The 26,065-nt window shown below is 44.8% G+C and carries 27 protein-coding genes; 18 read left to right on the top strand and 9 right to left on the bottom strand.

Going from position 1 to position 26,065, the window contains the following annotated elements; genetic code table 11:
• Positions 1 to 25: 25 nt before the first annotated feature.
• Positions 26 to 1,117, bottom strand: coding sequence for a PfkB family carbohydrate kinase (locus QUA40_RS08550; RefSeq protein WP_333123973.1), 1,092 nt, complete (start codon positions 1,115 to 1,117; stop codon positions 26 to 28).
• 286 nt (positions 1,118 to 1,403) lie between these two features.
• Positions 1,404 to 1,955 (bottom strand): response regulator, encoded by a 552-nt coding sequence (locus QUA40_RS08545; RefSeq protein WP_333123971.1) that lies wholly within the window; start codon positions 1,953 to 1,955, stop codon positions 1,404 to 1,406.
• Between the two features lie 198 nt (positions 1,956 to 2,153).
• On the opposite strand from QUA40_RS08545, the gene lipA reads away from it, so the two are divergent.
• Together lipA and QUA40_RS08535 are read left to right on the top strand one after the other, a co-directional pair.
• Positions 2,154 to 3,110 (top strand): lipoyl synthase, encoded by a 957-nt coding sequence (lipA, locus tag QUA40_RS08540; protein WP_333123968.1) that lies wholly within the window; start codon positions 2,154 to 2,156, stop codon positions 3,108 to 3,110.
• A 126-nt stretch (positions 3,111 to 3,236) separates the two neighbouring features.
• Positions 3,237 to 3,383, top strand: a complete 147-nt coding sequence (locus QUA40_RS08535; protein WP_333046472.1) for a photosystem I protein PsaX — start codon at positions 3,237 to 3,239, stop codon at positions 3,381 to 3,383.
• 190 nt (positions 3,384 to 3,573) lie between these two features.
• Here the strand turns inward: QUA40_RS08535 and QUA40_RS08530 are convergent, their stop codons facing one another.
• The gene (locus QUA40_RS08530; RefSeq protein ID WP_333046471.1) at positions 3,574 to 3,933 is read right to left on the bottom strand and encodes a hypothetical protein; all 360 of its coding nucleotides are present in this window, start codon (positions 3,931 to 3,933) and stop codon (positions 3,574 to 3,576) included.
• Between the two features lie 78 nt (positions 3,934 to 4,011).
• Between QUA40_RS08530 and QUA40_RS08525 the strand changes: the two genes are divergently transcribed.
• Complete coding sequence (locus tag QUA40_RS08525; RefSeq protein ID WP_333123966.1) at positions 4,012 to 4,605, top strand: DJ-1/PfpI family protein; 594 nt, start codon at positions 4,012 to 4,014, stop codon at positions 4,603 to 4,605.
• Positions 4,606 to 4,711: 106 nt separating this feature from the next.
• Here QUA40_RS08525 and QUA40_RS08520 read toward each other — a convergent pair whose 3' ends face one another.
• Positions 4,712 to 5,602 (bottom strand): sugar ABC transporter permease, encoded by an 891-nt coding sequence (locus tag QUA40_RS08520; RefSeq protein ID WP_333123963.1) that lies wholly within the window; start codon positions 5,600 to 5,602, stop codon positions 4,712 to 4,714.
• Between the two features lie 59 nt (positions 5,603 to 5,661).
• Here QUA40_RS08520 and QUA40_RS08515 point away from each other — a divergent pair, with 59 nt between their 5' ends.
• The 3 genes from QUA40_RS08515 (at position 5,662) to QUA40_RS08505 (ending at position 8,239) form a co-directional block, all read left to right on the top strand.
• The gene (locus QUA40_RS08515) at positions 5,662 to 6,237 is read left to right on the top strand and encodes a GNAT family protein (RefSeq protein ID WP_333123961.1); all 576 of its coding nucleotides are present in this window, start codon (positions 5,662 to 5,664) and stop codon (positions 6,235 to 6,237) included.
• Between the two features lie 228 nt (positions 6,238 to 6,465).
• The gene (gene purN / locus QUA40_RS08510) at positions 6,466 to 7,137 is read left to right on the top strand and encodes a phosphoribosylglycinamide formyltransferase (protein ID WP_333123959.1); all 672 of its coding nucleotides are present in this window, start codon (positions 6,466 to 6,468) and stop codon (positions 7,135 to 7,137) included.
• Positions 7,130 to 8,239 (top strand): class I SAM-dependent methyltransferase, encoded by a 1,110-nt coding sequence (locus QUA40_RS08505; protein ID WP_333123956.1) that lies wholly within the window; start codon positions 7,130 to 7,132, stop codon positions 8,237 to 8,239. The genes purN and QUA40_RS08505 overlap by 8 nt, the downstream gene beginning before the upstream one ends.
• A gap of 226 nt (positions 8,240 to 8,465) precedes the next feature.
• Here QUA40_RS08505 and rlmN read toward each other — a convergent pair whose 3' ends face one another.
• The gene (gene rlmN / locus QUA40_RS08500) at positions 8,466 to 9,581 is read right to left on the bottom strand and encodes a 23S rRNA (adenine(2503)-C(2))-methyltransferase RlmN (protein ID WP_333123954.1); all 1,116 of its coding nucleotides are present in this window, start codon (positions 9,579 to 9,581) and stop codon (positions 8,466 to 8,468) included.
• A gap of 337 nt (positions 9,582 to 9,918) precedes the next feature.
• On the opposite strand from rlmN, the gene lgt reads away from it, so the two are divergent.
• The 3 genes from lgt (at position 9,919) to QUA40_RS08485 (ending at position 12,652) form a co-directional block, all read left to right on the top strand.
• Positions 9,919 to 10,812: a prolipoprotein diacylglyceryl transferase gene (gene lgt / locus QUA40_RS08495; protein ID WP_333123952.1), complete on the top strand. Its 894-nt coding sequence runs from the start codon at positions 9,919 to 9,921 to the stop codon at positions 10,810 to 10,812.
• A 120-nt stretch (positions 10,813 to 10,932) separates the two neighbouring features.
• The gene (cobM, locus tag QUA40_RS08490) at positions 10,933 to 11,748 is read left to right on the top strand and encodes a precorrin-4 C(11)-methyltransferase (protein WP_333123950.1); all 816 of its coding nucleotides are present in this window, start codon (positions 10,933 to 10,935) and stop codon (positions 11,746 to 11,748) included.
• A gap of 64 nt (positions 11,749 to 11,812) precedes the next feature.
• Positions 11,813 to 12,652 carry a dienelactone hydrolase family protein gene (locus QUA40_RS08485; protein ID WP_333123948.1) on the top strand — a complete coding sequence of 280 codons (840 nt, stop codon included), beginning with the start codon at positions 11,813 to 11,815 and terminating at the stop codon, positions 12,650 to 12,652.
• A gap of 173 nt (positions 12,653 to 12,825) precedes the next feature.
• On the opposite strand, the gene QUA40_RS08480 is transcribed toward QUA40_RS08485, so the two are convergent.
• Complete coding sequence (locus QUA40_RS08480) at positions 12,826 to 14,025, bottom strand: glycosyltransferase family 87 protein (RefSeq protein WP_333123946.1); 1,200 nt, start codon at positions 14,023 to 14,025, stop codon at positions 12,826 to 12,828.
• A gap of 286 nt (positions 14,026 to 14,311) precedes the next feature.
• On the opposite strand from QUA40_RS08480, the gene QUA40_RS08475 reads away from it, so the two are divergent.
• A complete protein-coding gene (locus QUA40_RS08475; protein ID WP_333046458.1) occupies positions 14,312 to 14,794 on the top strand; it encodes a flavin reductase family protein in 483 nt (160 codons plus the stop codon).
• A 113-nt stretch (positions 14,795 to 14,907) separates the two neighbouring features.
• Here the strand turns inward: QUA40_RS08475 and QUA40_RS08470 are convergent, their stop codons facing one another.
• On the bottom strand, positions 14,908 to 15,486 hold the full coding sequence (locus QUA40_RS08470) for a pyroglutamyl-peptidase I family protein (RefSeq protein ID WP_445301134.1): 579 nt from the start codon (positions 15,484 to 15,486) through the stop codon (positions 14,908 to 14,910).
• Between QUA40_RS08470 and hisH the strand changes: the two genes are divergently transcribed.
• The 8 genes from hisH (at position 15,476) to hpsP (ending at position 22,759) form a co-directional block, all read left to right on the top strand.
• The gene (gene hisH / locus QUA40_RS08465; protein WP_333123944.1) at positions 15,476 to 16,111 is read left to right on the top strand and encodes an imidazole glycerol phosphate synthase subunit HisH; all 636 of its coding nucleotides are present in this window, start codon (positions 15,476 to 15,478) and stop codon (positions 16,109 to 16,111) included. The two genes, QUA40_RS08470 and hisH, sit on opposite strands and share 11 nt — an antisense overlap.
• Positions 16,112 to 16,267: 156 nt before the next feature.
• A complete protein-coding gene (gene rsmD, locus QUA40_RS08460; RefSeq protein WP_333123942.1) occupies positions 16,268 to 16,810 on the top strand; it encodes a 16S rRNA (guanine(966)-N(2))-methyltransferase RsmD in 543 nt (180 codons plus the stop codon).
• A 259-nt stretch (positions 16,811 to 17,069) separates the two neighbouring features.
• On the top strand, positions 17,070 to 18,530 hold the full coding sequence (gene glmM, locus QUA40_RS08455) for a phosphoglucosamine mutase (protein WP_333123940.1): 1,461 nt from the start codon (positions 17,070 to 17,072) through the stop codon (positions 18,528 to 18,530).
• A 186-nt stretch (positions 18,531 to 18,716) separates the two neighbouring features.
• Positions 18,717 to 19,691 (top strand): hormogonium polysaccharide biosynthesis glycosyltransferase HpsN, encoded by a 975-nt coding sequence (gene hpsN, locus QUA40_RS08450; protein ID WP_333123938.1) that lies wholly within the window; start codon positions 18,717 to 18,719, stop codon positions 19,689 to 19,691.
• Between the two features lie 30 nt (positions 19,692 to 19,721).
• Positions 19,722 to 20,891 carry a hormogonium polysaccharide biosynthesis glycosyltransferase HpsO gene (gene hpsO, locus QUA40_RS08445; protein WP_333123936.1) on the top strand — a complete coding sequence of 390 codons (1,170 nt, stop codon included), beginning with the start codon at positions 19,722 to 19,724 and terminating at the stop codon, positions 20,889 to 20,891.
• Between the two features lie 46 nt (positions 20,892 to 20,937).
• Positions 20,938 to 21,285: a hypothetical protein gene (locus QUA40_RS08440; RefSeq protein ID WP_333123933.1), complete on the top strand. Its 348-nt coding sequence runs from the start codon at positions 20,938 to 20,940 to the stop codon at positions 21,283 to 21,285.
• Complete coding sequence (locus QUA40_RS08435) at positions 21,282 to 21,461, top strand: hypothetical protein (RefSeq protein WP_333123932.1); 180 nt, start codon at positions 21,282 to 21,284, stop codon at positions 21,459 to 21,461. Before QUA40_RS08440 ends, QUA40_RS08435 begins: the two co-directional genes overlap by 4 nt.
• Positions 21,462 to 21,508: 47 nt before the next feature.
• Positions 21,509 to 22,759, top strand: coding sequence for a hormogonium polysaccharide biosynthesis glycosyltransferase HpsP (hpsP, locus tag QUA40_RS08430; RefSeq protein WP_333124041.1), 1,251 nt, complete (start codon positions 21,509 to 21,511; stop codon positions 22,757 to 22,759).
• 12 nt (positions 22,760 to 22,771) lie between these two features.
• On the opposite strand, the gene QUA40_RS08425 is transcribed toward hpsP, so the two are convergent.
• Entirely contained in the window at positions 22,772 to 24,757 is a 1,986-nt protein-coding gene (locus QUA40_RS08425) for a TerD family protein (protein WP_333123930.1), read from the bottom strand.
• A gap of 529 nt (positions 24,758 to 25,286) precedes the next feature.
• Positions 25,287 to 25,853 (bottom strand): TerD family protein, encoded by a 567-nt coding sequence (locus tag QUA40_RS08420; protein WP_333123927.1) that lies wholly within the window; start codon positions 25,851 to 25,853, stop codon positions 25,287 to 25,289.
• Between the last annotated feature and the right edge of the window lie 212 nt (positions 25,854 to 26,065).

Here is a 26,065-nt window from a genome sequence, read left to right as displayed (position 1 = left end):
ATAATCAATCACCCATTACAAATGATTAGTGATCGATCATCGTTTTCAAAGCTTCTTTCATTTCCTCTGCTGTTGTCGTTGCTGTACCGAATTGACGCACGACAATACTAGCCGCCAAATTTCCCAAAACTGCCGCTTCCCAACCCGATGCACCAACGCACAAAGCTAAAGTCATTGCTGCTACAACTGTATCTCCAGCACCGGTTACGTCGAATACATCAGTCTTGTTAAAAGGGGGAATGTCCCAACTTTGAATGGCAAATTCCCCTTTTTCACAAATGGATGTTGGAGAAGGTGAATTTTTGATTTCTTCGCCGTTCGCCCTTTCAAACAAAGTCATCCCTTCTTCGCCGCGAGTAATCAGGATTTTTTGAGCTTGAGTTAAGTTCAATAAATCGCGTCCTGCTTGCATTAAAGTTTGAGGGTTTTTGATGGCATATCCGACGGCTTGCTCGGCTTCGGGCAAGTTCGGGGTAAATAACATTGCTCCGGAATATCGCTGCAAATTTGTTTGAGCGTCTACAATTGTTTTGCCGGGAACCACTGCCGATTCGATCGCCAAATTCGTCAAAACTCCGTCGCCGTAGTCGGAACAAACCACTGCATCTACTGTCGGTATTTGCTGCCGGATGTAGTCTGCCAATTGCAATTGCAAATCTAAATCCGGCAACTCGTCCGATTTGCGATCGACTCGGACAATTTGCTGAGTCACCGACTGCCGCGCGTGCCCGGAAATTCGAGTTTTGGTGACAGTTGGACGCTGCGAATCGATTAAAATCCCACCCGTATCAATTCCCGCCGCCTCAAAAATACCGCACAAAGCCTTTCCCTGGTCGTCTTTTCCCACCAAACCAGCAACTTTTACTTTGCCTCCCAGTTTGGCTAAATTATAGACAGCATTTGCGCCACCTCCGGGTACTTGCTGAGTATTTTCGTAGCGCAAAATCAACACAGGTGCTTCGCGGGAAATTCGCTCTACTTGTCCGGTAAGAAACTCGTCCAAGGTCAAATCTCCGATCGCTAATACCTGCGCTTGATCGAAGCAGTCTAATCTTTTCAATAATTGCTCAGTTGAGGCACGGAGTTGAGGCAAAAAATCGGAATAGTCGTTAGTCATTAACCAAAAAAATGAGACTGAGGAGTTGATTGTTGAGGAGGGAACGAGCGGGAATTAAAAATCATACTATAAATTAATAATTAATTTCCTCCCTTATTTGATTTTTAACTTTTAATTGATTGTCTCACTGGGATTTTGAGAAACCAGTTGCAGACTGTTGGCGATCGCACTCGCTCAAACAATTTGGCAAAAAAATGCCGATAAAATCGCAGCCTTTGAGACTCAACTGAAAGTTTCACGGTGTGGAAGTTTCCTTCTACATCAGTGCCTTCAAAAAACAGCAGAATTATTTCAATTTCTGCTTGATGATCGTAATCACCTGAGTCATTTGTTTTTTGAGTGCATCAATTTCCGCTTGCATTTTCGCCATTTTCTCAGTCATCGCCTGAATGTCGCCCGCGCCCGCTCCGGAGCTGGGTGCAGCGGCGGCTGCTGGGGCTTCCGGCACTGGTTTCTTTTTGGCCAGTACCATCGCCGATTTGATCGCCTCGGTTAGCTGCTTCTTCTCAAACGGTTTGGCGATGAATGCAAAAAAATGCTTCTCAAAGGGTTTCGGAATTTTTTCCATCACCTCTTCTTCGCGGCCCGACATGATCACCAAAGGTATCTTAGAAAGCTCTGGATGGGCTTGCACTTTTTGATACACTTCCCAACCGCTGACTTTGGGCAGTAGGAAATCTAACATAATTAGATTTGGCCGGGCTTGACGGATCAGTTTGAGTCCCTCTTCGCCGTCTTTTGCTTCTAGAACTTCAAAGTTACCCTGAGGCAACATCTCTCGGACTCGGACGCGGATGACTTTACTGTCATCGATTACCAAGATTTTTTGACCAGCCACGACTGACTCCTTCAGTAATGAATGAGTGATGATTTGCAACCTTCAGTATATCCCTAACAGAATTCTACCCATAATTCTGGGCGAGTTTAGTTTTGTTGCACCTCGGCGCGATTCTGATTTCGGGTGATACTCCTACAAGTTCAGGGGCTTTGATTTCGGATACGATCGAAGGAATTAACTCAATCGCCACTTAATTTTATGTCGCGCCAAACTCCTCAAACTCCTACTGTCAAAGCAGTTGCCGCCCAAATGCGCGGTGAAATCGAGGCGATGCCGGAGTGGTTGCGTAGGCCCGTTGGCAAAGCTAGCGAACTTTCGCAAGTGCAAAAAATTATCAAACAGCGGCAAATTCACACGATTTGTGAGGAGGGGAGATGTCCCAACCGGGGCGAGTGCTACGCGCAAAAAACGGCGACTTTTTTGTTGATGGGGCCGACTTGTACCCGCGCTTGTGCTTTTTGTCAAGTAGATAAAGGTCATTCTCCGATGCCGCTAGACCCGGAGGAACCGAACAAGGTGGCCGAGGCTGTGCAGTTGTTGGGTTTGCGCTATGCGGTGCTGACTTCGGTGGCGAGGGATGATTTGCCGGATGGGGGTGCGGGTTGGTTTGCCAAGACGATCGCCCAAATCCGCCTTCTTAACCCGGATACTGAAGTTGAGGTACTGACGCCGGATTTTTGGGGGGGAATGGGGAGGAGTTCAGAGGGGGAGAAGTCCGGGCTCGATGAGTTGCAGCGACAGCGGATTCGCACGGTGGTGGAGGCTAAACCGGCTTGTTACAACCACAATATTGAGACGGTGCGTCGGTTGCAAGGGCCGGTGCGGAGGGGGGCGAAGTACGATCGCTCGATCGAGGTTCTGCGTATTGTTAAGCAATATGACCCAACTATTCCCACCAAATCCGGTTTGATGTTGGGGCACGGGGAAACCGAAGCCGAGATAGTCGAAGCGATGATTGATTTGCGGGATGCCAAGTGCGATCGGCTCACCCTCGGTCAATACATGAGACCATCTCTAGATCACCTCCCAGTGCGTAAATACTGGACGCCGACCGAATTTGATCGTTTCGGGTCGATCGCGCGGGAGATGGGGTTTGAGCGCGTGCGATCGGGGCCTCTCGTCCGCAGTTCTTACCACGCCGGAGAGAGTGATTGAAATTAATCTCAATTCAACTCGCTATAAACTCCTTGTTACAAAAAATAACTCTAGAGGATTGTGCATAAGTGCGACGCTCTCTGCTATTTGTAAATAGAGTGACATTATGAATTAGGAGCTTTACCTATGCCAGAGATAGCGAAGAACCAATTAAAATCCGAGTCCGTGATGAAAACGGGCAAATTCCCTTACCCCTTTCGGGCCGGCTGGTTTCTGTTGCTGTTAGCCATCAATTTTGTGGTTGCAGCCTTTTATTTCCATATCATTGAATAGTTCTGCAAGTTAACTTTTAGCAGACCCTGTTGTTCTCGACCTCAACGTCAGAGAATGGGAGAAAGGGAGAGGGGGAGAGTTGGGAGTTTTGAGTTGGGGAGAATATGACTTTATTTTTCTAACTAATTACTACTGACTTTTTCCTTCTTCCCTCTTCCCCCCTCCTTCTGACAACTGACAACTGACTAACTTAGCGATTTCTCGACGATTCTAGCTTTGATAACCGCTCTTGAATTTTAATAACATCTTGCTTAGTTTCAATTGCCAAAGTTGCTAAATTGTCAAACATCGGGTCTCCCGACAGCATTCTAGCATTTGTCCGACCCGAACCGGAAGGAGACGGAGGCCTGTTAACTCTAGAACCTTGATTCTGCAAACTGTAGATTTGTCCTCTGAGTTCAGAAATTTGACTTTCTAATTGAGTAATGCGAAATTCTAATTGACTTGTGGATTGAGCGGGCGTAAAAATTGGCGCTACAGCAATTGCTAAGGCACAAGCCAGACACAAAATACAGAGTTTCAGAGCGCGATGGCGAAATTTTTTCGGCATAGCTTTAATGATTTAAATTATACCATTTGTACGATAACAAATCGCCGAGATTTTTGGCCTCTATCAGAAGTATGTCTTATGGCAAGTAGGAACGTAGCTATTTTAATGTTCGATGATGTCGAGGTACTAGACTTTGCAGGCCCTTTTGAAGTGTTTTCGGTGACATCAGAATTAAGTAAGGGGGAGCGACCTTTTGCAGTCTCTACCGTAGCCGAACATCCGGGTGCTGTCAACGCCCGCAATGGTTTGAGTGTAAATCCCCACTGCACCATTTCCGATTGTCGGCCACCGGATATTTTAATTGTACCGGGAGGACAAGGTACAAGAAAGTTAATCGATAATTTAGCAGTTATTAATTGGATAAAAGATTGTGCGCCAACAACAGAATTAGTGCTTTCTGTCTGTACGGGTTCGCTGCTTTTGGCAAAAGCTGGTTTGTTGGAAGGTTTAGCCGCAACTACACACCATCGCGCATTGGAGTTACTGAGAAAATTAGCGCCCAACACAACTATTATCGAAAATCAGCGATTTGTAGATAACGGCAAAATCATCACTTCTGGGGGAATTGCTGCGGGAATTGATATGTCTTTGCACGTTGTCGACAAACTTTTGGGTACAGCACAAGCTGAACAAACAGCAGAGCACATGGAGTATAAAATTGGGAATTGGTAATTGGGAATCCCGTTAATTCAGCCCTTATGCAGAACCTGTCTATGTATAGTGCACACTGCGCGCCTTACCGCTATAATTCTCGCGCGTCCAACTACGCATAACCTAATTAAGAATCTTCCCCCCAAACTTTTAGTTGTAAATAGACCAATAGCAAAGCTACAGCCATCAGGAAAGTTGCGGCAGCGGCTGCATAGCCAAAATCAAATTGCGAAAAAGCTTGCTCGTAAATATAATAAACTAGCAAATTAGTAGAGTTCAAAGGGCCGCCGCCAGTGATGACGTAAACTTGCTCGAAACTCCGCAGGGTAAAAATAGCAGTAGTAACCGTAGCAAATACTAAAGTCGGCCGCAAACCGGGTAAAGTGATGTACAAAAATTGCTGCCAAGCATTAGCTCCATCCAATTCTGCGGCTTCGTAACGATTTACCGGAATTGCTTGCAATCCTGCTAAAAATACTACCATATTAAAGCCTAATTGTTTCCAAACACTGAGCAGAATTATCACAGGCATTGCCCAAACTGTGCTGCTAAGCCAAGGAATTGGATTTAAGCCGATCGCCATTAGCGCATTATTCACCGGGCCTTCGGTTTGAAACAACCACCGCCAGCCCAAGCCAACTGCCACTAAAGAGGTAATCGAAGGAATAAAATAAGCGGTGCGGAGAGCTCCTCGCCAAGCAAACGAGCGATTTAGCAAAACTGCTAAGCCCAATGGAATCACTAAACTGGGAATGACTGTTGCGGTAGTAAAATAGAGCGTATTTTGGAGAATTTGCCAGAAATCCGGGTTGGTGACTAGACGCCAGTAGTTGTTGAAGCCAATCCAACGCACTCCCGACTGGGTAAAGCTGCCGCTGGTAAAGCTGAGGTAAAATAAATAGGCGATCGGCCAAATCAAAAAAGTACCCAGAAACAGCAAAGCTGGGGCCAGGAAAGTCCAAGCTGCGATCGTATCATTATCCAACCAGTTAAAACGCCCAAATTTTATCCGAACCATTGGCTTGTAAATTTTAGCTTTTAGTTTTAAATGGTATCACAATATAGGTCAATGTCAAAATGAACCTTCTCGATATATTAGCTCATTTACCCACTATAGAAACTGAAAGGCTCCTGCTCCGAAAGATTACTTTAAACGATGCTAGCGATATGTTTGAATATGCTTGCAACCCCGAAGTATCAGAATACACAATGTGGTCAACTCACACCTCACTAGAAGACACTAAATACTTTCTCAAGTCACTTACAAAAATGTACAAACGACGAGAGCTGGTAGATTGGGGAATTGTCCACAAAGCGGAGAAAAAATTTATCGGTACTTGCGGATTTGTGGAATGGAGCATGACGCACAGCCGCGCGGAAATTGGCTACGCACTTTCTAAGAGATATTGGGGCGAAGGATACATGAGCGAGGCTGTCAATGCCGTTATTGAATTCGGTTTTCGCGAGATGTTGCTGAATCGAATTGTGGCTCGATGTGAAATTAACAATATTGCTTCAGCTAGGGTGATGGAAAAAGTGGGTATGCAATTGGAAGGGATATTGCGACAGCAGCTATTTGTGAAAGGCAGATATTGGGATCTCAAAATTTATTCGCTTCTAAGGGAAGAGTTTTTTAGTAACATTGTAGAATAGGGTTGAATCATTAAGTCACAGAATAAAATATACTTAGGAATGAGCCAATATCTCGATGTAGAGTGCGCCGAAGCACACCTTACCCTTTACCTCTATAGCAGTCCTAAATCAGTCGCAAAATTGATCGATATCAGAATCCTTGTAGTGCAAGCATCTTTCTAGCGTATGGTTTTGCAAATCATTTAGGATTGCTATATAGTAGAATACGAGTGAATAGTTTTTATCTTTATGACCGCTAATCCAGTATCTGTTAATTCCAATTCCTGCCTGATTTCTCCTGAGATTAGCCAAAGTGCGATATCTCCGGCTCATCCTCCATTAAAATTAGGAGTTTTAGCATCAGGAAGCGGCAGCAACTTCGAGGTAATTGCCCAAGCCATCCAAAACCAAAAAATCAACGCTCAAATCCCAGTATTAATTTACAACAACCCCGAAGCCAAAGCCGCAGCCAGAGCAGAAAAATACGGCATTCCCTCGATTCTGCTCAATCACCGCGAGTGCAAAAGCCGCGAAGAATTAGATACAAAAATTGTCAAAACTTTTCAAGAATATGATGTAGAATGGGTAGTGATGGCGGGTTGGATGCGAATTGTTACCAAAGTTTTGTTTGATGCTTTTCCCGATCGCGTTATTAACATTCACCCCAGCTTACTGCCGAGTTTCCCAGGAATTCGCGCCGTCGAGCAAGCACTAGCTGCCAAGGTTAAAATCACCGGCTGTACCGTGCATATCGCCCGTTTAGAAGTAGACAGCGGGCCGATTTTAATGCAGGCTGCTGTGCCAGTATTGCCTGATGATACCGCAGAAACACTGCACGCGAGAATTCAGGTGCAAGAACACAAGATTATGCTCGGTGCGATCGCACTTATTGCCGAATCTAATCAAAAATATTGTGACTAAAAACCTCACCAGTGCCGCATCTTCCCCGGAATGGCCCGTCAGCGAATCACCCGCAACAGGCCCGCCGTTGACTGACTCCAATCGCCTGAAATTAATTCTCAAAGAAAGGCTCAAAAAGAGCATGGGCATCAAGGGAGAATTCTATCTGCCTTGCTTGCCATCAATGCTAGAAGACTATCTTAAATTACTGTCAGACTTCTTAAACATTCTCGGACAAAACATCGACGCTGCCCAAACCGAAAACTTGCGAACATTAATCGCCAACGCCTTAGCAGAAGGATTCAAAAATTCCCCCCACGCTAATCTCATAGTCTCATATTTTCCCGCTAATTCCCAAAGCGGTTTAGCCGGCGGCATTACTCTGAATACCAAGATTCAAGTCGAATCAATGGCCCAGAAATATCATAGCTGGCCAGATATTCGCCCCGAACCTTTATTCGGTAGCCATCCCGATGCCAAAGTCATCGCCACTGCCGCCGAATTAGGCGAACCGGGAAAAGCACCTATTTTAGATGTTGGTGCGGGCCCAGGGCGCAATAGTTTGCCTTTAGCAAGGTTAGGTCATTCCGTGGATGCGATCGAACTAACGCCCATATTTGCCGAGAAACTCTCAGCAGCAGCAACCGCCGAAAACTTGCCCATAAATGTCACCCAAGGCGACGTTTTAGACCCATTATTGAGGATGAAAACTTATCGGTACAAATTAGCAATTGCTACCGAAGTTCTCTCTCATTTCCGCTACCCCGAACAAATTCGTCTTTTCCTCGGCAAAATGTCAGATGCTGTTTTAAGCGGCGGGTTTATATTATTCAGTGCTTTCTTAGCTGTAGATGGGTACGAACCGGACGAGATGGCAAAACAAATGTCTGAATTGTGTTGGTCTTATCTGATTACCAGACAAGAATTGCAAGCAGCAATAGAGGGTTTGCCGTTAGAAATTATTTCTGATCAATCTGTGATTGAATACGAACAAAAACATTTGCCGGAGTCTGCGTGGCCGCCGACTCATTGGTTTGTGAGTTGGGCCAGCGGGCGCGATTTATTTTCTGTGCAAGAAACGCCGCCGTTGGAGTTGCGGTGGATACTTGTTAAACGCTTGTAGAGAGTTAGTATGGTGCGTTACAAAGTAGTTTATGGATGATTGATAAAATAACGCGGTCTAACTCACATCTTGCACCATTCTCAAGAACAGGCAAGATGCCTCTTCCACAAAGACGGAGTTTTCTTCTTGTGGGGTGGGCATCCTGCCCGCCCGCAAAAGGCTAATTGAGAATGGTGCAATATCTCAGGTCTAACGCATCCTACGACAATTTTTAGGAGTTAAAAATTCAATTCTCAACCTCAGAAGCCCGCAATTGTCCGCAGGCAGCATCTGCTTCTAAGCCGCGAGAATACCGGACGCTAACTGCAATTTTCTTCTCCTTCAAAACCGAAACAAAACTGTTAATTCGATTGGGAGTCGGTCGCTGATATTCAGCTTCCTGAATCGGATTGTAAGGAATCAAATTGACATGACACTGAAAACCGCGCAACTGACTTGCTAACTCGGCTGCGTGTTCCGGCAAGTCATTTACATTAGCTAAAAGCACGTATTCAAAACTTAATCTGCGCCCCGTCGATCGCACATATTCACGGCATTCTGCGATTAACTCACCCAAAGGATAAGGGCGGGCGCTAGGAATTAACTCTTCGCGTAATCTTTGATTAGAAGCGTGGAGGCTGACGGCGAGGGTAACTTGCAGTTGATGTTCAGCTAGTTGGCTGATGCGATTGCGAATTCCGACTGTCGAAATGGTGATGTTTCGCTGTCCAATTCCTACGTCTTGATTCAAACACTTGACAGCAGCTACAACATTATCGAAATTCAGCAGGGGTTCGCCCATTCCCATAAATACGATGTGGCTGACTCTGCGGCCGAAGTCTTGCTGTACTGTCAAGACTTGATCGACGATTTCGTTTACTTCTAAATTGCGCTTGAAACCGCCTTTTCCGGTAGCGCAAAAGTCGCAGCCCATCGCGCAGCCAACTTGGGCGGAGACGCAGACAGTCAGCCGTTTATCGGTGGGAATGCCGACTGTTTCAATGATTTGACCGTCTGCCAATTTTAAGAGATACTTTACCGTGGCGTCTGGTGCGACCGATCGCAAATGAATGGTCGATCGCCCGATCGGGATTTTAGCAACAGTCTCGCGCCACTGTTTCGAGAATACAGAAATGTCAGAGATCGATCGCGCACCTTTCTCATAAATCCACTGGTACAACTGCTTTCCGCGATAAGCCGGTTGTCCCTGCTGCTGCACCCACTCCGTTAACTCAGCTAAACTCGCCCCCAGCAAGGGCGGAATTTTACCCGACTCAACAGCCAAAGCAGCAGTCTTGCGAGACTGATTCGCACCCTTGGAATTACCAGAAGAGTACACCTGAGAAACGGAAGTAGGAGACATAGGTCATCAGAAAATTTAAAGCCATTCTCTATATTAAAACTTCTCGACCAAAGCTGCCGTTAATCATCAAAAAGGTGAAGTCTCGATCCCCTAAATCCCTCTTAATCAGGGGGAATTTGAGGATAATCCGGTTCCCCTCTTAAAAAAGGGGGTTAGGGCACTCTTATTGTGGACTCACAAAGAAAACTCCAGACACCAGTGTCCGCAACAAAGTTAATTTTTGGCAAAATTCCCCAAATATTGCGTGTAAATGACCATACCCACCTAAAATAAACTCTGGAGTTTGTTAAAGGGTATGCAAATTTGACAGCTTTCCATCACAATTAATGCAACTTTTATGGTGCTAAATATTCTGGCGCTGCCCTTAGCGTTTCAATTTACATCCCCAGGCCCGATTATCTTTCAACTCGGCCCCCTAGCCATCCGCTGGTACGGGCTGTTGATAGCTTCTGCCGTCTTGATTGGGGTCAGTCTGTCCCAATACTTGGCCCAAAAACGCCGCGTCAACCCGGAATTATTGGGTGATTTGGCAATTTGGCTGGTTCTGGGCGCTATTCCCTGTGCTCGAATTTATTACGTAGCTTTTGAGTGGCAGCAATACGCCCAGAGGCCTGAAGATATTATTGCGATTTGGAAAGGCGGAATTGCCATTCACGGGGCGATTTTGGGTGGCACGATCGCAGCTTTAATTTTTGCGAAAATTCAGCGAGTTTCTTTTTGGCAATTGGCAGATTTAATCGCGCCTTCGGCAATTCTCGGTCAGGCGATAGGACGCTGGGGAAATTTCTTTAACTCCGAAGCTTTTGGCAGTCCTACAGATTTGCCTTGGAAACTCTATATTCCCCCAAACCGCCGCCCGCCCGCCTACGCTAATTTTGAATACTTCCACCCCACATTTCTCTACGAATCCCTGTGGAATCTGACAGTATTTGGGTTGCTTCTAACTTTATTCTTCAGCGATTTGCAGGGCAAAATTCGATTGAAAATTGGTGCTTTGTTTTTGGTTTATATCGCAGCTTACAGTTCCGGTAGAGTCTGGATTGAAGGGTTGCGGACTGATAGTTTGATGTTCGGGCCGCTGCGGACGGCGCAAATGGTAAGCTTGACTGGGATTGTTTTAGGGTTAGGCGGGTTGGCTTGGCTTTATTTGCTCGATCGACCTTTACCTGATGTTGTCTCCCCCAATAGAGATCGGGCAAAGATCACTCAGAAATTGCCAGAGGATCAATAAAAAACCCCAGAGAGGTTAGTCTCTAGGGGTCAAAACCAGGGTGCATCTACCATCTCTTACTTCCAACCAAAATAGGTACATCCGGAAGCGTCCGTAAATTTAGCAAATTTTTTAGCAGCAATGAGTTTGACAGAGATTGAAGCCCTAATTCCAGGGGTATACATTGTAGGTGCAGGCCCGGGAGACCCGGATTTGTTGACTGTTAAGGCTCAAAAATTACTGGCTGCGGCCGATGTCATATTATTTGCTGATTCGCTAGTTCCAGAGCAAATTTTGCAGGGTGTGCGCGCGGATGCTGAAGTGATCCAAACTGCGGATAAGACCCTCGAAGAGATTGTACCTTTGATGTTGGAGCGAGTGCGCGACGGGAAAAGCGTCGTCCGTCTCCATTCGGGCGATCCCTGTCTCTACGGGGCTGTCGGCGAACAAATGCAAGCTTTGGCCTCCGAGGGAATTGCTTTTGAGGTAATCCCGGGAATTAGCGCTTTCCAACTTGCCGCAGCTAAACTTAAAATTGAGTTGACAGTTCCGGGAGTTGTGCAGACAATTATTTTGACGCGAATTAGCGGCAGAACAGAAGTACCTGAACGCGAAGAATTGGCGAGTTTAGCGGCTCATCAAGCGAGTTTGTGTCTGTATTTGAGCGCCCGCCATGTCGAACAGGCTCAAGCTAAATTGATGGAACATTACCCACCGGATTTGCCTGTAGCGATTTGTTATCGGTTGGGCTGGCCCGATGAAAAAATTGTGCTAGTTCCCCTTGACAGAATGGCAGTTGCTACCCGCGAAAATAATTTGATCAGAACGACAATGTATGTTATTAGTCCGGCGTTGGGAAAATCAGCACAAGGGCGATCGCGCTTGTACCATCCAGAACACGATCGGCTTTTCCGACCCTCGAAGGAAGAAGGAAGAAGGAAAAAGGAGCAATTATGAAATAACCAATTACCAATTCCCAATTCTCAATTCCCCAATCTAAAATCTAAAATCTAAAATCGCCATGACTGATTTAACTCGCAGACAATTTATCACTGTCACCGCATTAAGCGCCGGATTTGCCTTAGCAGTTCATCCTATTGCGGCTGCCGTTATCAATACCGATGCTGCTGGTTTAATAGCAGGTGAGGTAAAAATTCCGGTAAAAGAAGGCTCAATTCCAGCCTACAGAGCAATGCCAGCCACCGGCAGCAATTTTCCAGTAATTTTAGTAATTCAAGAAATCTTCGGAGTTCACGCCCACATTCAAGATATTTGCCGCCGTTTGGCCAAATTAGGTTATTTAGCGATCGCCCCAGAAATGTTTGCCCGTCAAGGTGATGTTTCTAAAATTACTGACATTCAAGAAATTATCAGTAAAGTTGTCTCGAAAGTTCCTGACGCTCAAGCTATGTCCGATTTAGATGCTACCGTAGAGTGGGCACAAAAGTCAGCAAAAGGCAATATTAATAAGTTGGGAATTACAGGATTTTGCTGGGGTGGCCGAATGGTTTGGCTGTACTCTTCCCACAACCCAAAAGTCAAAGCAGGAGTGGCTTGGTACGGGCGTTTGGTTGGCAATTCTACGGCTTTAACTCCCAAACAGCCGATCAACCTGGCAGCAAATTTGAAAGTGCCTGTCTTGGGGCTTTACGGCGACAAAGACGAGTCAATTCCCAGCGATACAGTCGAGAAAATGCGGGAAGTTCTCAAAACTGGTAGCAGCGGTTCCGAAATTGTGCTTTATCCAGATACGCCCCACGGTTTTAACGCTGACTATCGCCCCAGTTACCGAGAAAAAGAAGCTGAGGATGCTTGGAAACGGATGCAAGATTGGTTTAAGAAGCACGGAGTTGCACAATAGTTTTGAGATTTCTTCGTTCTTTGCACCCCTTCGCCTCTCGATGAGTTTTGAGGTTCATAAACCCGGTTTATTCGTAGATATGTAGTCGCCCAACCATGATTTTTTCGTATAAACCGGGTTTATGAGGCAAGCGCCTCTTATGATAATTTCTGCCCCTGGCAACTCTGCGAAAATCAAGCCATTTCTTGCTGAAATCCTTGACTGGATTTAGCTTTCATGCTGAATGCAAGAACACCAACTACCAGCATCAAAACAACAATTGTTCTCCAGTGAATCAAAAAAGGTAGACCCGCTGCTAAAAATATTCGTCTCGGGAAAAAGAGCAGAAAAACTAAAGTAATACTGCTGAGCAAAGCATTGCGGTTATTGCTGCAATACAGCCACAGCGATGTCAGGATGGGGAACAAACCTACATAATCGTAAACGTGAGTATATCCGAGAAATGTGAAGGATATACCCATCAGCACAGCAAAGACATCTTCTCGATTAATTGTATTGCGGAACACCCACAGCAGAACCGTTAAAATTACTGCCACAATCTTGATAGCCGGTATCTTCAAGCCGAAAGAAGCGAAAAGACTTTCCATACCAACTTTATCTTGAAACCCGGGTTGATTGAAAGGCAAAGAGGTATAGCTGTCTTGAATTCCTTGATGCCACCCTGCCAGCATCCCAACGGGCCCGCCGTACAGCACCAATGGGTAAGCGCTCATAATTGTAACCGTTGCGAAGGCTACAGCTAATATTTTCCAGTTCCGTTCTAGCAAAAACCAAATACCGAGCAATAAGCATAGTTGTGGCTTAAAACTGGCGATACCTAAACAGATTCCTGCCCATACAAATTTTTCCCGCTGGCTGAAAAACCAAGCAGCCATTGTCGCAGCAAAAGCCATCAAAGAAGTTTGACCCATCCACACAACGTGGGCCGTGAATGGGTTGCCGATAATTATCGCAGCCATAATCCAACCGCCCAGGTGATTTTCACTATTATTTTGATGTTGATTGACGGTACGAATAGTCATGAAAATAATAGCTGCGATTGACAGCAAGTTGAGTCCTAGCCAGATGAACTTGCCAACCGAGTAATCGAAAACACCGGCCAACATACACAGTGCTGCCGATTGAGGAGGATAAAAGAAAGCGGCAGTTTCCAGACTGCCAGTTTCAAGTATTCCTGCTACACTTTGAGTCAGCATATCGTGGTTGTAGGCATTTAAACCCTTCAGCCAAGCACGTCCAGCAGCATAAAGGACGGCACCGTCAGCATTGAACGGGCCGTCTCTGCCAATCCCTACTATGCCGAAACAAATTAGAGATAATATACTGACGGCTAAAAGACCTAAACCAAAGTTCCGCTTAAACGATTCTGTCATCGAATTCTCTCCGATTTTGTTAACGACTTGAGCGACTACGTTGAGATAGCAATATTAATGGCTAAAGTTTTAACACACTATATAGTTAGTTTCAAAAAAATCCGAGCAATTTAATTTAACTTAATAAAAATAAATGTTGGGGGAAGCAGAAGATTTGGTATCCAAAAAAACAATATTGGCAATCTCAAAAGTTGCGGTATGGCGATCGCCCTTAAGACAGGTGGGTTTGTGGGCCCGACAAAGGTAAACTGATCGATGTAGAATTATCGATCGAACAGGTAAGCCCGTGCTAGACGAACAAGCTAAAAAGACCATCTTGCGGAAAATCCCTCACGGATTGTACATCTGCGGTGTCAAAGACGGGGAGGAAGTCAACGGTTTCACCGCTAGCTGGGTGATGCAATCTTCCTTTACCCCTCCCTTAGTTGTCAACTGCGTTAAACAAGACTCCAAATCCCACGGCATGATCAAAGCCAGCGGTGTCTTTGCTTTAAGTTTCCTAGAAGCAGGGCAAAAAGAGTTAGCCCAGAAATTCTTCAAGCAGCAGCGCCGCGTTGGCAATAAATTTGAGGATGTAGAATTTTATCCCGGCGCGGAAACTGGTTGTCCGATTATCTCGGATTCTCTGGGTTACATCGAATGCAAAGTTGTCGGTGCTGTGGAACACGGGGATCACACGGTTTATGTGGGAGAAGTTTTGGCAGCCGGTGTCCACCGAGAAGGCAATCCGTTGCTGCTAGAAAGCACTGGTTGGAATTACGGCGGCTAATGACTTGGCAGTTGGCAGTTGTTAGTAAAAAAAACTAACACTGAGAAACCCGGTTTCTTTAACAGCCCGGGTTTCTGAATACTAAACAAATTTTTAATTTGAATTAGAGCGACCTATTTATTACTTGCCAGAGTTAGCCGTCGCATAACTAATAGAAAATCGGCGACAATTCTGTCAGCGTTGTCGGCAGTTAAAATTGGTACGTGTACGAAAATACATTTAGCGGCTATTTGAGAATCGCAAATATGCTTTAAAACCGCATAATACAGAGCTTCGCATACAAATTTTCCGGCTTCGTGACTGATTTCTGTTGCAGCTAAATCAGCGACTAGCGGTTCGAGATTAACTGCTGTTTTCAGAATGTCGCTATCGCAACAAGCGCAAGATTCTACGGTTAATTTTTGCCGACTTTTGGCCATGCCGCAGCAGATAATAGTGTCTGGTCGGAGTTGGTTGATTTGGGCGATCGCCAATTTGGGCGCTAGTTCAAAATCAACCGGCAGTTTCCTCAAAAAAGTCAGGGAATCAGGCAAAGATTTGATTTGGGAAATCTTGGCTAATAAGTCGTCCGAAGAGTTGGATTTCTGATGGGGAAGCCAAGTATCAAATGAGGTTAGCAGGATTTTCGCCGTCATATTTGTGCAATAATACTGATATTGATAATATAAGGCAAGTAAGTCAATGTCTGTCATTGCAGTAGTAGACTATGACATGGGCAATCTGCACTCGGTCTGTAAAGGCTTGGAAAATGTGGGTGCAGTGCCAAAAATTACAGATTCTCCTGCTATAATCGAGCAGGCTGATGCGGTGGTTTTGCCAGGGGTGGGTTCGTTTGACCCGGCAATGCAGAATTTACGATCGCGCAATTTGATAGAACCGATAAAAAGGGCGATCGCCTCGGGAAAACCTTTTTTAGGCATTTGTTTGGGTTTGCAAATTCTGTTTGAAAGTTCAGAAGAAGGCGTAGAACCGGGATTGGGCGTTATTGCGGGAAAAGTGCGCCGATTTCGATCGGAACCGGGTTTGACAATTCCCCACATGGGATGGAATCAATTGGAATTTACTCAGCCGAATTTGCCGCTGTGGCAAAATTTACCGTCTGATCCTTGGGTTTATTTCGTGCATTCTTATTATGTCGATCCGGTGGATTTGGAAGTGCGATCGGCAATTGTGACTCACGGTAGTCAAAACGTGACGGCGGCTATAGCTAAAGACAATCTGATGGCCGTGCAATTTCACCCGGAAAAGTCTTCGAGTACGGGATTGCAAATGCTGTCAAATTTTGTCAGTCTGGTGAGGGAAAAAGTCCCTGCTTAGGCGATTTGTACAAAACCCGGTTTGTGGTATAAACCGGGTGTTTATAGTTTTCAATGATACCAGTTTCAATAAAGAATGCAATTGTAAGTATGCACCAAATTCATATTTAGTCAGTCATCCCCAATCTAAAATCTAAAATGTAAAGTCTAAAATTGTATGAGTCTGAGAATCAGTGGCAATCGCCAAATCAAAACTCTGTCGGGACTCGCAACTCGCCCGACACCTTCGCGAGTCAGAGAAGCTTTATTTAATATTTGGCAAGGGACGATCGCAGATTGCAGATGGCTTGACATTTGTACCGGCAGTGGTTCGATGGGTGCAGAAGCTTTGTGTCGTCAAGCCGCGAGTGTCACTGGCATCGAACAGTCGGCGAAAGCTTGTGCGATTATCCGCGAAAACTGGGAGCAAATAGCAGACTCGTCCCAAACATTCCAAATACTGCGGGGAAACGCGACGGCGAAATTGGCGACACTAGCGGGGCAGCAGTTCGATCGCATTTACTTCGATCCGCCCTACGCCAGCGACTTGTACGAACCTGTGTTAAGCACGATCGCCAGCCAAGAAATGCTAGCACTCCTCGGCGAAATGGCCGTCGAACACAGCCCGGAGCGATCGATACAACCGATTTCCGGCCTAGAAATTTGCCGCCATAAAATATACGGCAATACAGCATTAACCTTCTATACCCGCAGTTGCTGACAGGCTCAAGCAGCAGCAGCGTAACGTCTGGAGACAGAAAGAAACCCGATTTCGTGGCGCGCGCGCGCGCCCGGGACTCAAAGTTTTTCCCTTGGATACAATACAAATTTTTCCGATGAAGTTAAGCTTTGTGCGTAGGTTGTCAGAGCAAGTTGTCTAAGCAATCGACGAAATAAATGGAGTTTACGCTGAAAATAAAGACTTTCAGTTGTAACATAAACTGCAAAGTGTGAGTGTGAATATTCCTAAAGGAGTGAATATGGTTCAGACACCTTCGCGCCATCGTGGCAGCGAGTTTCAAGCTGTTAACTCGGTACAGCCAGCCAAACGCGATACGATTCTGGCGGGAGATAGCCTCTCCCTGCCAAATACCAAACTCTTCGGCACAGACGGCATTCGCGGGAAAGTTGGAGAATTGCTGAATGCACCCCTAGCCCTGCAAGTTGGCTTCTGGGCGGGACAAGTTCTACGGCAACATTCCCCCAACCAGGGGCCTGTGATTTTGGGGCAAGACAGCAGGAATTCCAGCGATATGCTGGCAATGGCACTGTCAGAGGGTTTGACGGCCGCCGGTTTGGAAGTGTGGAATTTGGGATTGTGTCCCACTCCCTGCGTTGCTTATCTGGCAAGCGTTTCGGATTCTGTCGGCGGAGTGATGATTTCTGCCAGCCATAATCCCCCAGAAGACAACGGCATTAAATTTTTCGGATCAAACGGCTCGAAGCTGTCGCAGCAGTTGCAGGAACAAATCGAAGCGGGAATCCGGGGGGCAAAGGTTCCGGTTGCTAGCTTGGGTTGGGGACACCACTACCATCGCTCAGAGTTGGTGAAAGATTATGCTACTTCGCTCTGTGATTCGCTGCAACAGATGAATTTGCAGGGAATGCGGATAGTTTTGGATTTGGCTTGGGGGGCGGCCGCGGGTTTGGCAGCGGCGGTGTTCGCGCAAATGGGGGCGGATGTGATCTGTTTGCACGACTCTCCTGATGGATCTCGTATTAATGTTAACTGCGGTTCTACTCATCTCGACAGTTTGCAAGCGGCGGTTTTGGAACACAATGCTGATTTGGGATTTGGTTTTGACGGGGATGCCGATCGAGTTTTAGGTGTTGACAACAAAGGTCGAGCGATTGACGGCGATTACATTCTTTATCTGTGGGGTCGGCAGTTGTGCGACTCCCAACAGTTACCATCCAATTTAATTATTTCTACTGTAATGGCTAACCTCGGCTTCGAGCGAGCTTGGGAAGAATTGGGGGGCAAACTAACTAGAACCGACGTGGGAGATCAGTACGTTCACGCTGAAATGCAGCGCACTGGTGCGATGTTGGGCGGTGAACAATCGGGACACATTCTTTGTCCGCATTACGGTGTCAGCGGCGACGGTTTGCTGACAGCTTTGCATTTGGCTTCGCTGGTGCGCCAGTCCGGGCAATCTTTGGCACAATTGGTAAGTGGCAGTTTCCAAACTTATCCGCAGTTGCTGCGAAATATTCGGGTGGACGATCGCGAAAAACGCCTGAAATGGCAGGAGTGCGAGGCAATGCAAAGTGCGATCGAACGTGCTACAACTGCAATGGGAGAACAGGGACGGGTTTTGGTTCGCGCTTCTGGTACTGAACCGCTAATGCGAGTTATGGTGGAAGCTGCTAGCGCCGAATTGGCTAATTTCTGGACTGAAAATTTAGTTTTAGCCGTTGGGCAACACATAGCTATCTGATGGAAATGGGGAATTGCTAAAACTTTTGAATTTTGAGTTTTGAGTTTTGAGTTGAAATCCTTTAATTCAAAATTCAGAAATCAAAATTTATAACTATTAATTTCGAGTTTTAATCAACTTCTCCAAAAATAACGAGTGGGGCAGGCATCCTGCCTACCCTTAACTTTATTTTCACTCAATTGTGTGATGATGATTTCTGTTGTGATACCCACCTACAACCGCGAGCAGCCCCTGCGAGAGACATTGGCTGATGCGATTCGGCAAAATTACCCGAATTTTGAAGTGCTGGTAATTGATCAAACTCGCACCCACGAATCAGAAACTCAAGTTTATTTAGAGGAATTGGCAAATGCTGGCAAAATTCGCTGGTTTAGAGTAGATTGGGCGAGTTTGCCGGCTGCTCGAAATTATGCAGTGCGACGCGCAGTTGGAGAGATTATTTTATTTATTGATGATGATGTAAAATTGCCCGATGGTTTTTTGGCGGCTCACGCTGGCAACTATTTAGAAAAACCGGATGTGGGATGTGTGGCGGGCAGGGTTTTTGACAGAATGAAACTGGATAATTCTGGAGGCGATTTGGCTATCGAATATTTGCCAAGAGAAGCGATGGATGCGGGCATTGCCTGGTATTTTATCGATTTGGTGCATACAGTAAAACCGCAGCAGGTGCTCTCGGCTAGAGGCTGTAATATGTCTTTTCGCCGGCAGGTTTTTGCCGAATGCGGGCTGAGGTTTGACGAGCGGTTTGCAGGCAGTGCGGTGCGGGAGGAGTCGGATTTTTGTTTGAGATTGCGATCGACTGGCATGAAAATTTGGTACGATCCCAATGCCTGTTTAGTTCATTTAGGCGAAGAGAGCGGCGGATGTCACGATGTCAGCACGCGATCGATCAAGTATCAAGTCACATTTTATCACAATCACTTTCTAATGGGATTGAAAAATTTAACAGCCTTTCAATGCCTGCGATTTTTCGCCAAACTCTTTGACTGCCACGTTTTGGGGAATCCGCCTTGTTATAAAAGTGCCTCGCCCATTAAAATCCTAACTAGATTTGCTTTTTATATCCTGGGTTTTCTCAGTGCTATAAATACACTAATTCAATCTCTGTGGAATGATGGACAAAGTTATAGCCATCAAGATAAGATTAACGCTCAATAATTACCTATTCCCATGGGCCCTTCCCGATAAATGAGAATTCTCGTGGCTAGTCACACCTATATTGTGGACATTAATCGGGAAAAATTCAAGATATTAGCCAACCTAGAACCCGATATTGAAGTAACACTTGTAGTGCCGCAGCGTTGGAAACCCGGAGGCGTACAAAATAAAATTATAGAAACGCAATTTTATCAAAAAGGTTCATTTAAAGTAATTCCTGTCTCCAACTTTAGTCAAAATAATCAAGGTTTACTAACTTTTGGTATAGATTTAATTGAACTTTTGCACAAGTTTAGACCCCAGATTATCCAAGTTGAACAAGGTTCAAAATCCATCGCTTGCGCTCAGTTAATCTTACTAAATAAACGGCTCAAACTGCAAGCAAAAAATATATTATTTACCTGGTGGAATCTCCCTTATCGATTGAATTGGCCTGTGTCTGTCTTAGAAAATTACAATCTTCAGCACACGGACGGAATTATTGCAGGTAACTTAGATGGAGCTACAATTTTGCGGCAGCGGGGCTATCAAGGTGCGGTAAAAGTAATGCCGCAACTCGGAGTAGATGAAACTTTGTTTCGCCGCAGTGGTAAAGATTATGATTTATCGCGCAGGTTCGGCATTGAACCGAGGGATTTTGTGGTAGGATTCGTAGGGCGATTTGTAGAAGAAAAAGGACTGTTAACTTTAGCTGAAGCCTTGGCAGGGTTGAAAAAAAGCTCTTGGAAGTGGCTGTTAGTAGGACAAGGAAAATTGCGGACCCACCTGGCCGAAAAATGTATTGAATGGGGAATAAGCGACCGAATAATCTGGGTTGAAAGCGTTGCCCACGAAGAAATTCCCCCCTACATTAACTTAATGAACTGTTTGGTATTGCCCTCGCAAACCAGCTATAAATTCAAAACTTTGACCACTGTGGGCTGGAAAGAACAATTCGGTCACGTTTTAATCGAAGCGATGGCCTGTAAAATTCCGGTTATTGGTTCCGACTGCGGGGAAATTCCCCACGTCATCGGCGATGCGGGGTTAGTATTCCCCGAGGGAAATGCAGGGGTTTTGCGAGAGTGTTTGCAGCAATTGATGGAGCGGCAGGAGTTGGCGGAAAATTTGGGCGATCGGGGTTATCATAGAGCGATGAGCAATTATACAAATAAAGCTTTAGCTGAGCAGTTGTTGGAATTTTACAAAGAATTGCTGTAACTTTTAGCAGTATAATGCAAGTGTTAAATAAAAAAAACTGTGGTAAATGTCTATTCCTTCCGACATACGCTCTTTGGTTAGCGAACTCTACCAGGTACTAGACGATACCGATCGCCAAGCAACGCAGGGACTTTTTGCACTTAGAAGAGCAATGTCTCTTTTTCCCCAGAATGAAATACTGATGCAATACTTTTCTTCCATCAGTAATTTTCAATTCTGCGTATCAGGAGTTCGCTTACAAGCCGAGCACATTGTGGGCAATATATTGATGGCTGGCGTACCAGATGAAGATGTTCAAAAAGCAGGAGATTATTTAGCAGCCTTGCTGCATATGGCTCCTGAATCGAAAATTATGATTGACAAAGTAGTTGAGAGATTAGAAGTATTGCCATGAAACAATTACCTGATGAAAGCCAACTCCTGGAAATTCTGGAAATTGTGAAAACCGCAGAAGCCAAAGCCAGTGAAATGTATGAATTTTCCAAGAAAATATCTCACAATACCCAAATTACAGCCACAAAGAGAGAGGAAGCTGAACAGCTAGACGGGCAGCCTTTTCCAGATAATTAAATTTGTCATGGGAGATGTTGATATTTTGATTGAAAGAACTATCCCCCATGCGGATTCTCCAAATTATCCCCTCAATTTCCCTTGTCTACGGCGGGCCGAGTCAAATGGTAATCGGACTTTCTGCGGCTCTTGCTCTCCAAGGTATTGATGTCACAATTATCACCACAGATTCTAACGGAGATATCGGTCAACATCCCTTAGATGTCCCTCTCAATGAACCAATACAACAAAACGGTTATCAAATTATTTATTTCCGCTGTTCTCCGTTTCGTAGATATAAGTTTTCTCTGAGTTTATTGCAGTGGTTAAATGAAAATGCGCGACACTTTGACCTGGCTCACATTCACGCTCTTTTCTCACCAGTAACTACCCTCGCGGCTACAATTGCAAGATATCATCATTTGCCATATATTATCCGTCCCTGCGGTATGCTTGACCCCGCGGATTTGCAGAAAAAAAAACGCTTGAAACAGATTTATGCCACGCTTTTAGAACGCCCTAATTTAGCAGGGGCAGCCGCAATTCATTTCACAAGTAAAGAAGAGGCTAAAATCTCAGAAAGATTTGGTTTTGGCAGCACAGGCAAGATGCCTGTGCCACAGGATTTGGACTTCACAGGCAAGATGCCTGCGCCACGGGATTTGGACTGCACAGGCAAGATGCCTGTGCCACGGGATTTGGTGATTCCATTGGGGGTGACAGCAGGTTTGTTTCCTAAGAGATTGCGGGAATCTCAAGTCCCAATCATATTGTTTATGTCGCGAATTGAACCTAAAAAAGGGATTGATTTATTAATTCCAGCATTAGAAAGTATTTTGGCATCGGGCATAGAGTTTCACTTTATTTTAGCGGGTTCAAATCCCCAAGATGCTGATTATGAAACACAAATTAAAATACAAATTCAGAATTCAAGCTTAGCAAAATACACAACAATAACTGGCTTTGTGAGCGGTGATTTAAAAGTTGAACTGTTGACACAAGCCGACTTATTTGTATTGCCTTCTTATTACGAAAACTTTGGCATTGCTGTAGCAGAAGCGATGGCCGCGGGTGTACCTGTCGCCATTTCCGATCGCATACATATTGCGGAAAACATACAGCAAGCAGAAGCTGGTTGGGTGGGGCCTTTGGAAGTAGGGGCGATCGCCAATTCAATCAAATCAGCACTTCTCAATCCGCAGGAGCGCCAGCGGCGGGGATTGAATGGCAAAGAGTATGCCAAAAAGCATTATAACTGGGATGTGATCGCCCAGCAAACCATCGATGCTTACCAGCAGATTTTGTCATCTCTTAACTAATGCAACAGGCGTTTACCTTTTACTTCTTCTCCTGCTGCGAGTTCTTGTGCTGCTGCTATCAGAATTGGCAGGCGAGATTTTTTCAACGCTGCTATTGTTTTTAACAGCAGTAGACTCAGAGTTTGAGGTAGCAGTCGCGGATTTTCTTCTAATTATAATCGGAACATTAACAGATCGACCGCAAGGTCGGCCGAAGGAGTCTATCTTCCTTCGATAATCGCAGATTGCAGCCTCTGCAATCGGTTCCTGACAATCTTTAATAAAGCTTTGTGCTAATTTGTAATTCTTGCCGTCTCCTTGCTTTGAGAAAAGTTCTCCAGCTTGTTTGAAATCTGATACTGCTTGCGATTTAGTTCCCAACATACAGCGAATAGCACCTCGTTCCAAATAAGCCAAACCATAATTAGGATTAACGCGAATAGCTTGTTCGTAATCCCCGATCGCCTTTTGCTTGTTTCCCAATTCATAGTATGCTTGACCGCGACCGAAATAAGCTTCTGCCAAGTTAGGATTAAATTGCAGCGCTCGATCGTAATTGTAAATTGCCTGCTGCTTGTTTCCCTGTTGGCCAGTAGCAATTCCCAATCCGAGGTAAGCTTGAGGTATGTTCGGATTCAGCGCTAAAGCCTGAGTAAAATTTGCGATCGCCCCCGGAACATCTCCCTTTTGAACTTTCAAAGAACCTTGGTTGCTGAAATTTGCAGCTTTTTGAGCTAGCGCAACTCTTTGACTGATAACAGCGCGATTGGCCCGGTAATTAGATAACTTATTTTGAGCTAGATTATAAACGGGTGTACGTGAATCGATCGCTTCTAAAAGTGCGATCGCCTGTTGCCATTTACTTTGCGACTGCTGCCAAACTTCGATCGGATGAGGCGGTTTTTGCACAACCACAGCAGCTTCCATCGCCAATTTTTGAGCCGTTGCTAGACTTTCTGCCGCCTGTAAGTTTTGCTGTACAGGAAGCAAACTCGGGCGCAGTTTAAGCAAATCAGCACTAGCTTGTTGATACCCAAAGCCGGGGAGGTTAGGAATTTTCTCTAAATTCGCGATCGTTTCTTTAAGTCGTTTATCGAAACTTCTGAGCAGATTGACATCGGTTGCTTTCGCTGCATTCTGCGTTTCAACTGCCAGTATTTTCGCTTGCTTCAGCGTTTCATTTCCCGATCGCATAAAAAAGGCGATCATCCCTACACCTGTTCCCAACACCAGAACCCCTAAACCTGCTAATAAAGCTGCAGGTATTTTGCGGCTTCGCGAATTATTATTAACTTGATTGTTAATTCGTGATGGCTGTACCCTTCGAGTCTGACGAGACTGTTCCGCTTCCGGTTCGGGTTCCACCTCCAAATCCCAAGCAGGCAACTGCAAATCATCTGCTGCTGTTCCCGCTGTCAACTCTCTACTAATGGGAGCAATATTATTGCTGTTTCCGCTTTTATACTTGTCAACAAAACTCTGCAATCCTGACTGATATCCTTCTCCTATCGCCTGAAATCTCCACTCTCCATTCTTTCTATACAAACGACCAAATTCTACAGCAGTCTCTCGCGAAAAGTTCTCTTTTAATTCATAGCGAACCAGTTCGCTTCCCGTATCCAAATTGGTAATTTTGATAAAACCATTTTTGATATTGCTAAAATTTGCCTTGATCTTATCTGCTTCGTGAATAGTGACCGCAAAAGTTATTTCCTCAATTTCAGCATTAATTTTCTCTAAAATAACGCCGTAAATAGTCTTCTTTTCTTGACCTAGGTTATTTTTGTCAGGAATCGATTGCAGTAGCGAACCGTCACAGGATTGCAGATTATTGTAAAAGATAAAATATTTATCATTAGGTAGTTTGCCGTCAGCACCTAGCATAAAGGCAGAGACATCAATCTCGTAGCTTTGTCCTGCCTCTGTCGCCTGCCAACCTAGGGCGATCGCCATTTTTTTTAAACCGGGCGCTTCTTTAGAGATATTAAATCTCTCACCCTTACTTAATTGCATTGCCATCTGCTGACTTGTTAAACATAAAATTTTATACTACTCATCTTAAGGTTAAGTGCCGCAAGAAGTTCTTTAATTAATGAAATTTAACATACTTTATCTAATCGCGGGCTGGATAAAAAGTATCTGCTGCCTGTCTCCGAATTTATTGATATTTACTTAGAGAAAATTACCTAAGTAAAAACCGGGCTTTCTGCCAAAACCGGTTTCTACAAGTGAACTTAATTTGACATGAGTTTTGAGCATTTTCAGAACTATAGCAATCCTAAATCATTTGCATAATTATTGTAGGGGCAATCCCACGCCCGGTTCCCCGATAGATAGGGGGTAGGCACTCTTGGCACTACCCCTACAAATTTATCTGAATCATTTAGGATTGCTATAAGTAGCAAGGTAACAAAGTTACCAAAAGCTCAAGACGAGACTGTTCCGCTTCCGGTTCTGGCTTCACCTCCAACTCCCCAGCCCGGAACTGCAAATCATCTGCTGTTCCCGCTGCCAACTCGTGAGGAAGTGGAGCAATATTATTACTACTTTAGCTGCAATACTTGTCAACAAAACTCTGCAATCCTGCCTGATATCCTGCTCCTACCGCCTGAAATCTCCACTCTCCATTCTTTCTATACAAACGACCAAATTCTACAGCAGTCTCTAGCGAAAAGTTCTCTTTTAATTCATAGCGAACCAGTTCGCTTTTTGTATCCAAATTGCTAATTTTGATAAAAGCATTTTTGATATTGCTAAAATTTGCATTAAATTTCTGTGCTTCGTGAATAGTCACAACAAAAGTTATTTCCTCAATTTCAGGATTAACTCTTTCTAAGATAATGCCGTAAATAGTCTTATTCTCTTGACTTCGGTTATTTTTGTCAGGAATCGATTGCAGTACCGAACTGTCAAAGGATTGCAGATTATTGTAAAAGATAAAATATTGCTCGTTAGGTATTTTGCCGTCAGCACCTAGCATAAACGCCGAGACATCAATCTCGTAGCTTTGTCCTGCCTCTGTCACCTGCCAACCGAGGGCGATCGCCATTTTTTTTAAACCGGGCGCTTCTTTAGAGATATTAAATCTCTCACCCTTACTTAATTGCATTGCCATCTGCTTATTTGTTAAAAATCAAACTTTATAGCGTTCATATTAATATTAAGTGGGACAATAACTTTTCTTCTTTAATAAAACTTAATATAGCATTTATCGAAAAGATGAGGTATGATATAACTGACTTGAAAGGAGTGAAAAATATAAGACCCCAAAATGTTATGCAATCTAATTAAATGGAGCGGGAGCGAGCACTCGCTCGGCTCATAGGA

Source organism: Microcoleus sp. Pol11C3 (genome assembly GCF_036701485.1).
In the GTDB taxonomy this organism is placed as follows: domain Bacteria; phylum Cyanobacteriota; class Cyanobacteriia; order Cyanobacteriales; family Microcoleaceae; genus Microcoleus.
The sequence above is the reverse complement of the archived record's forward strand: the minus strand, read 5'-3'. Positions and strand labels throughout refer to the sequence as shown.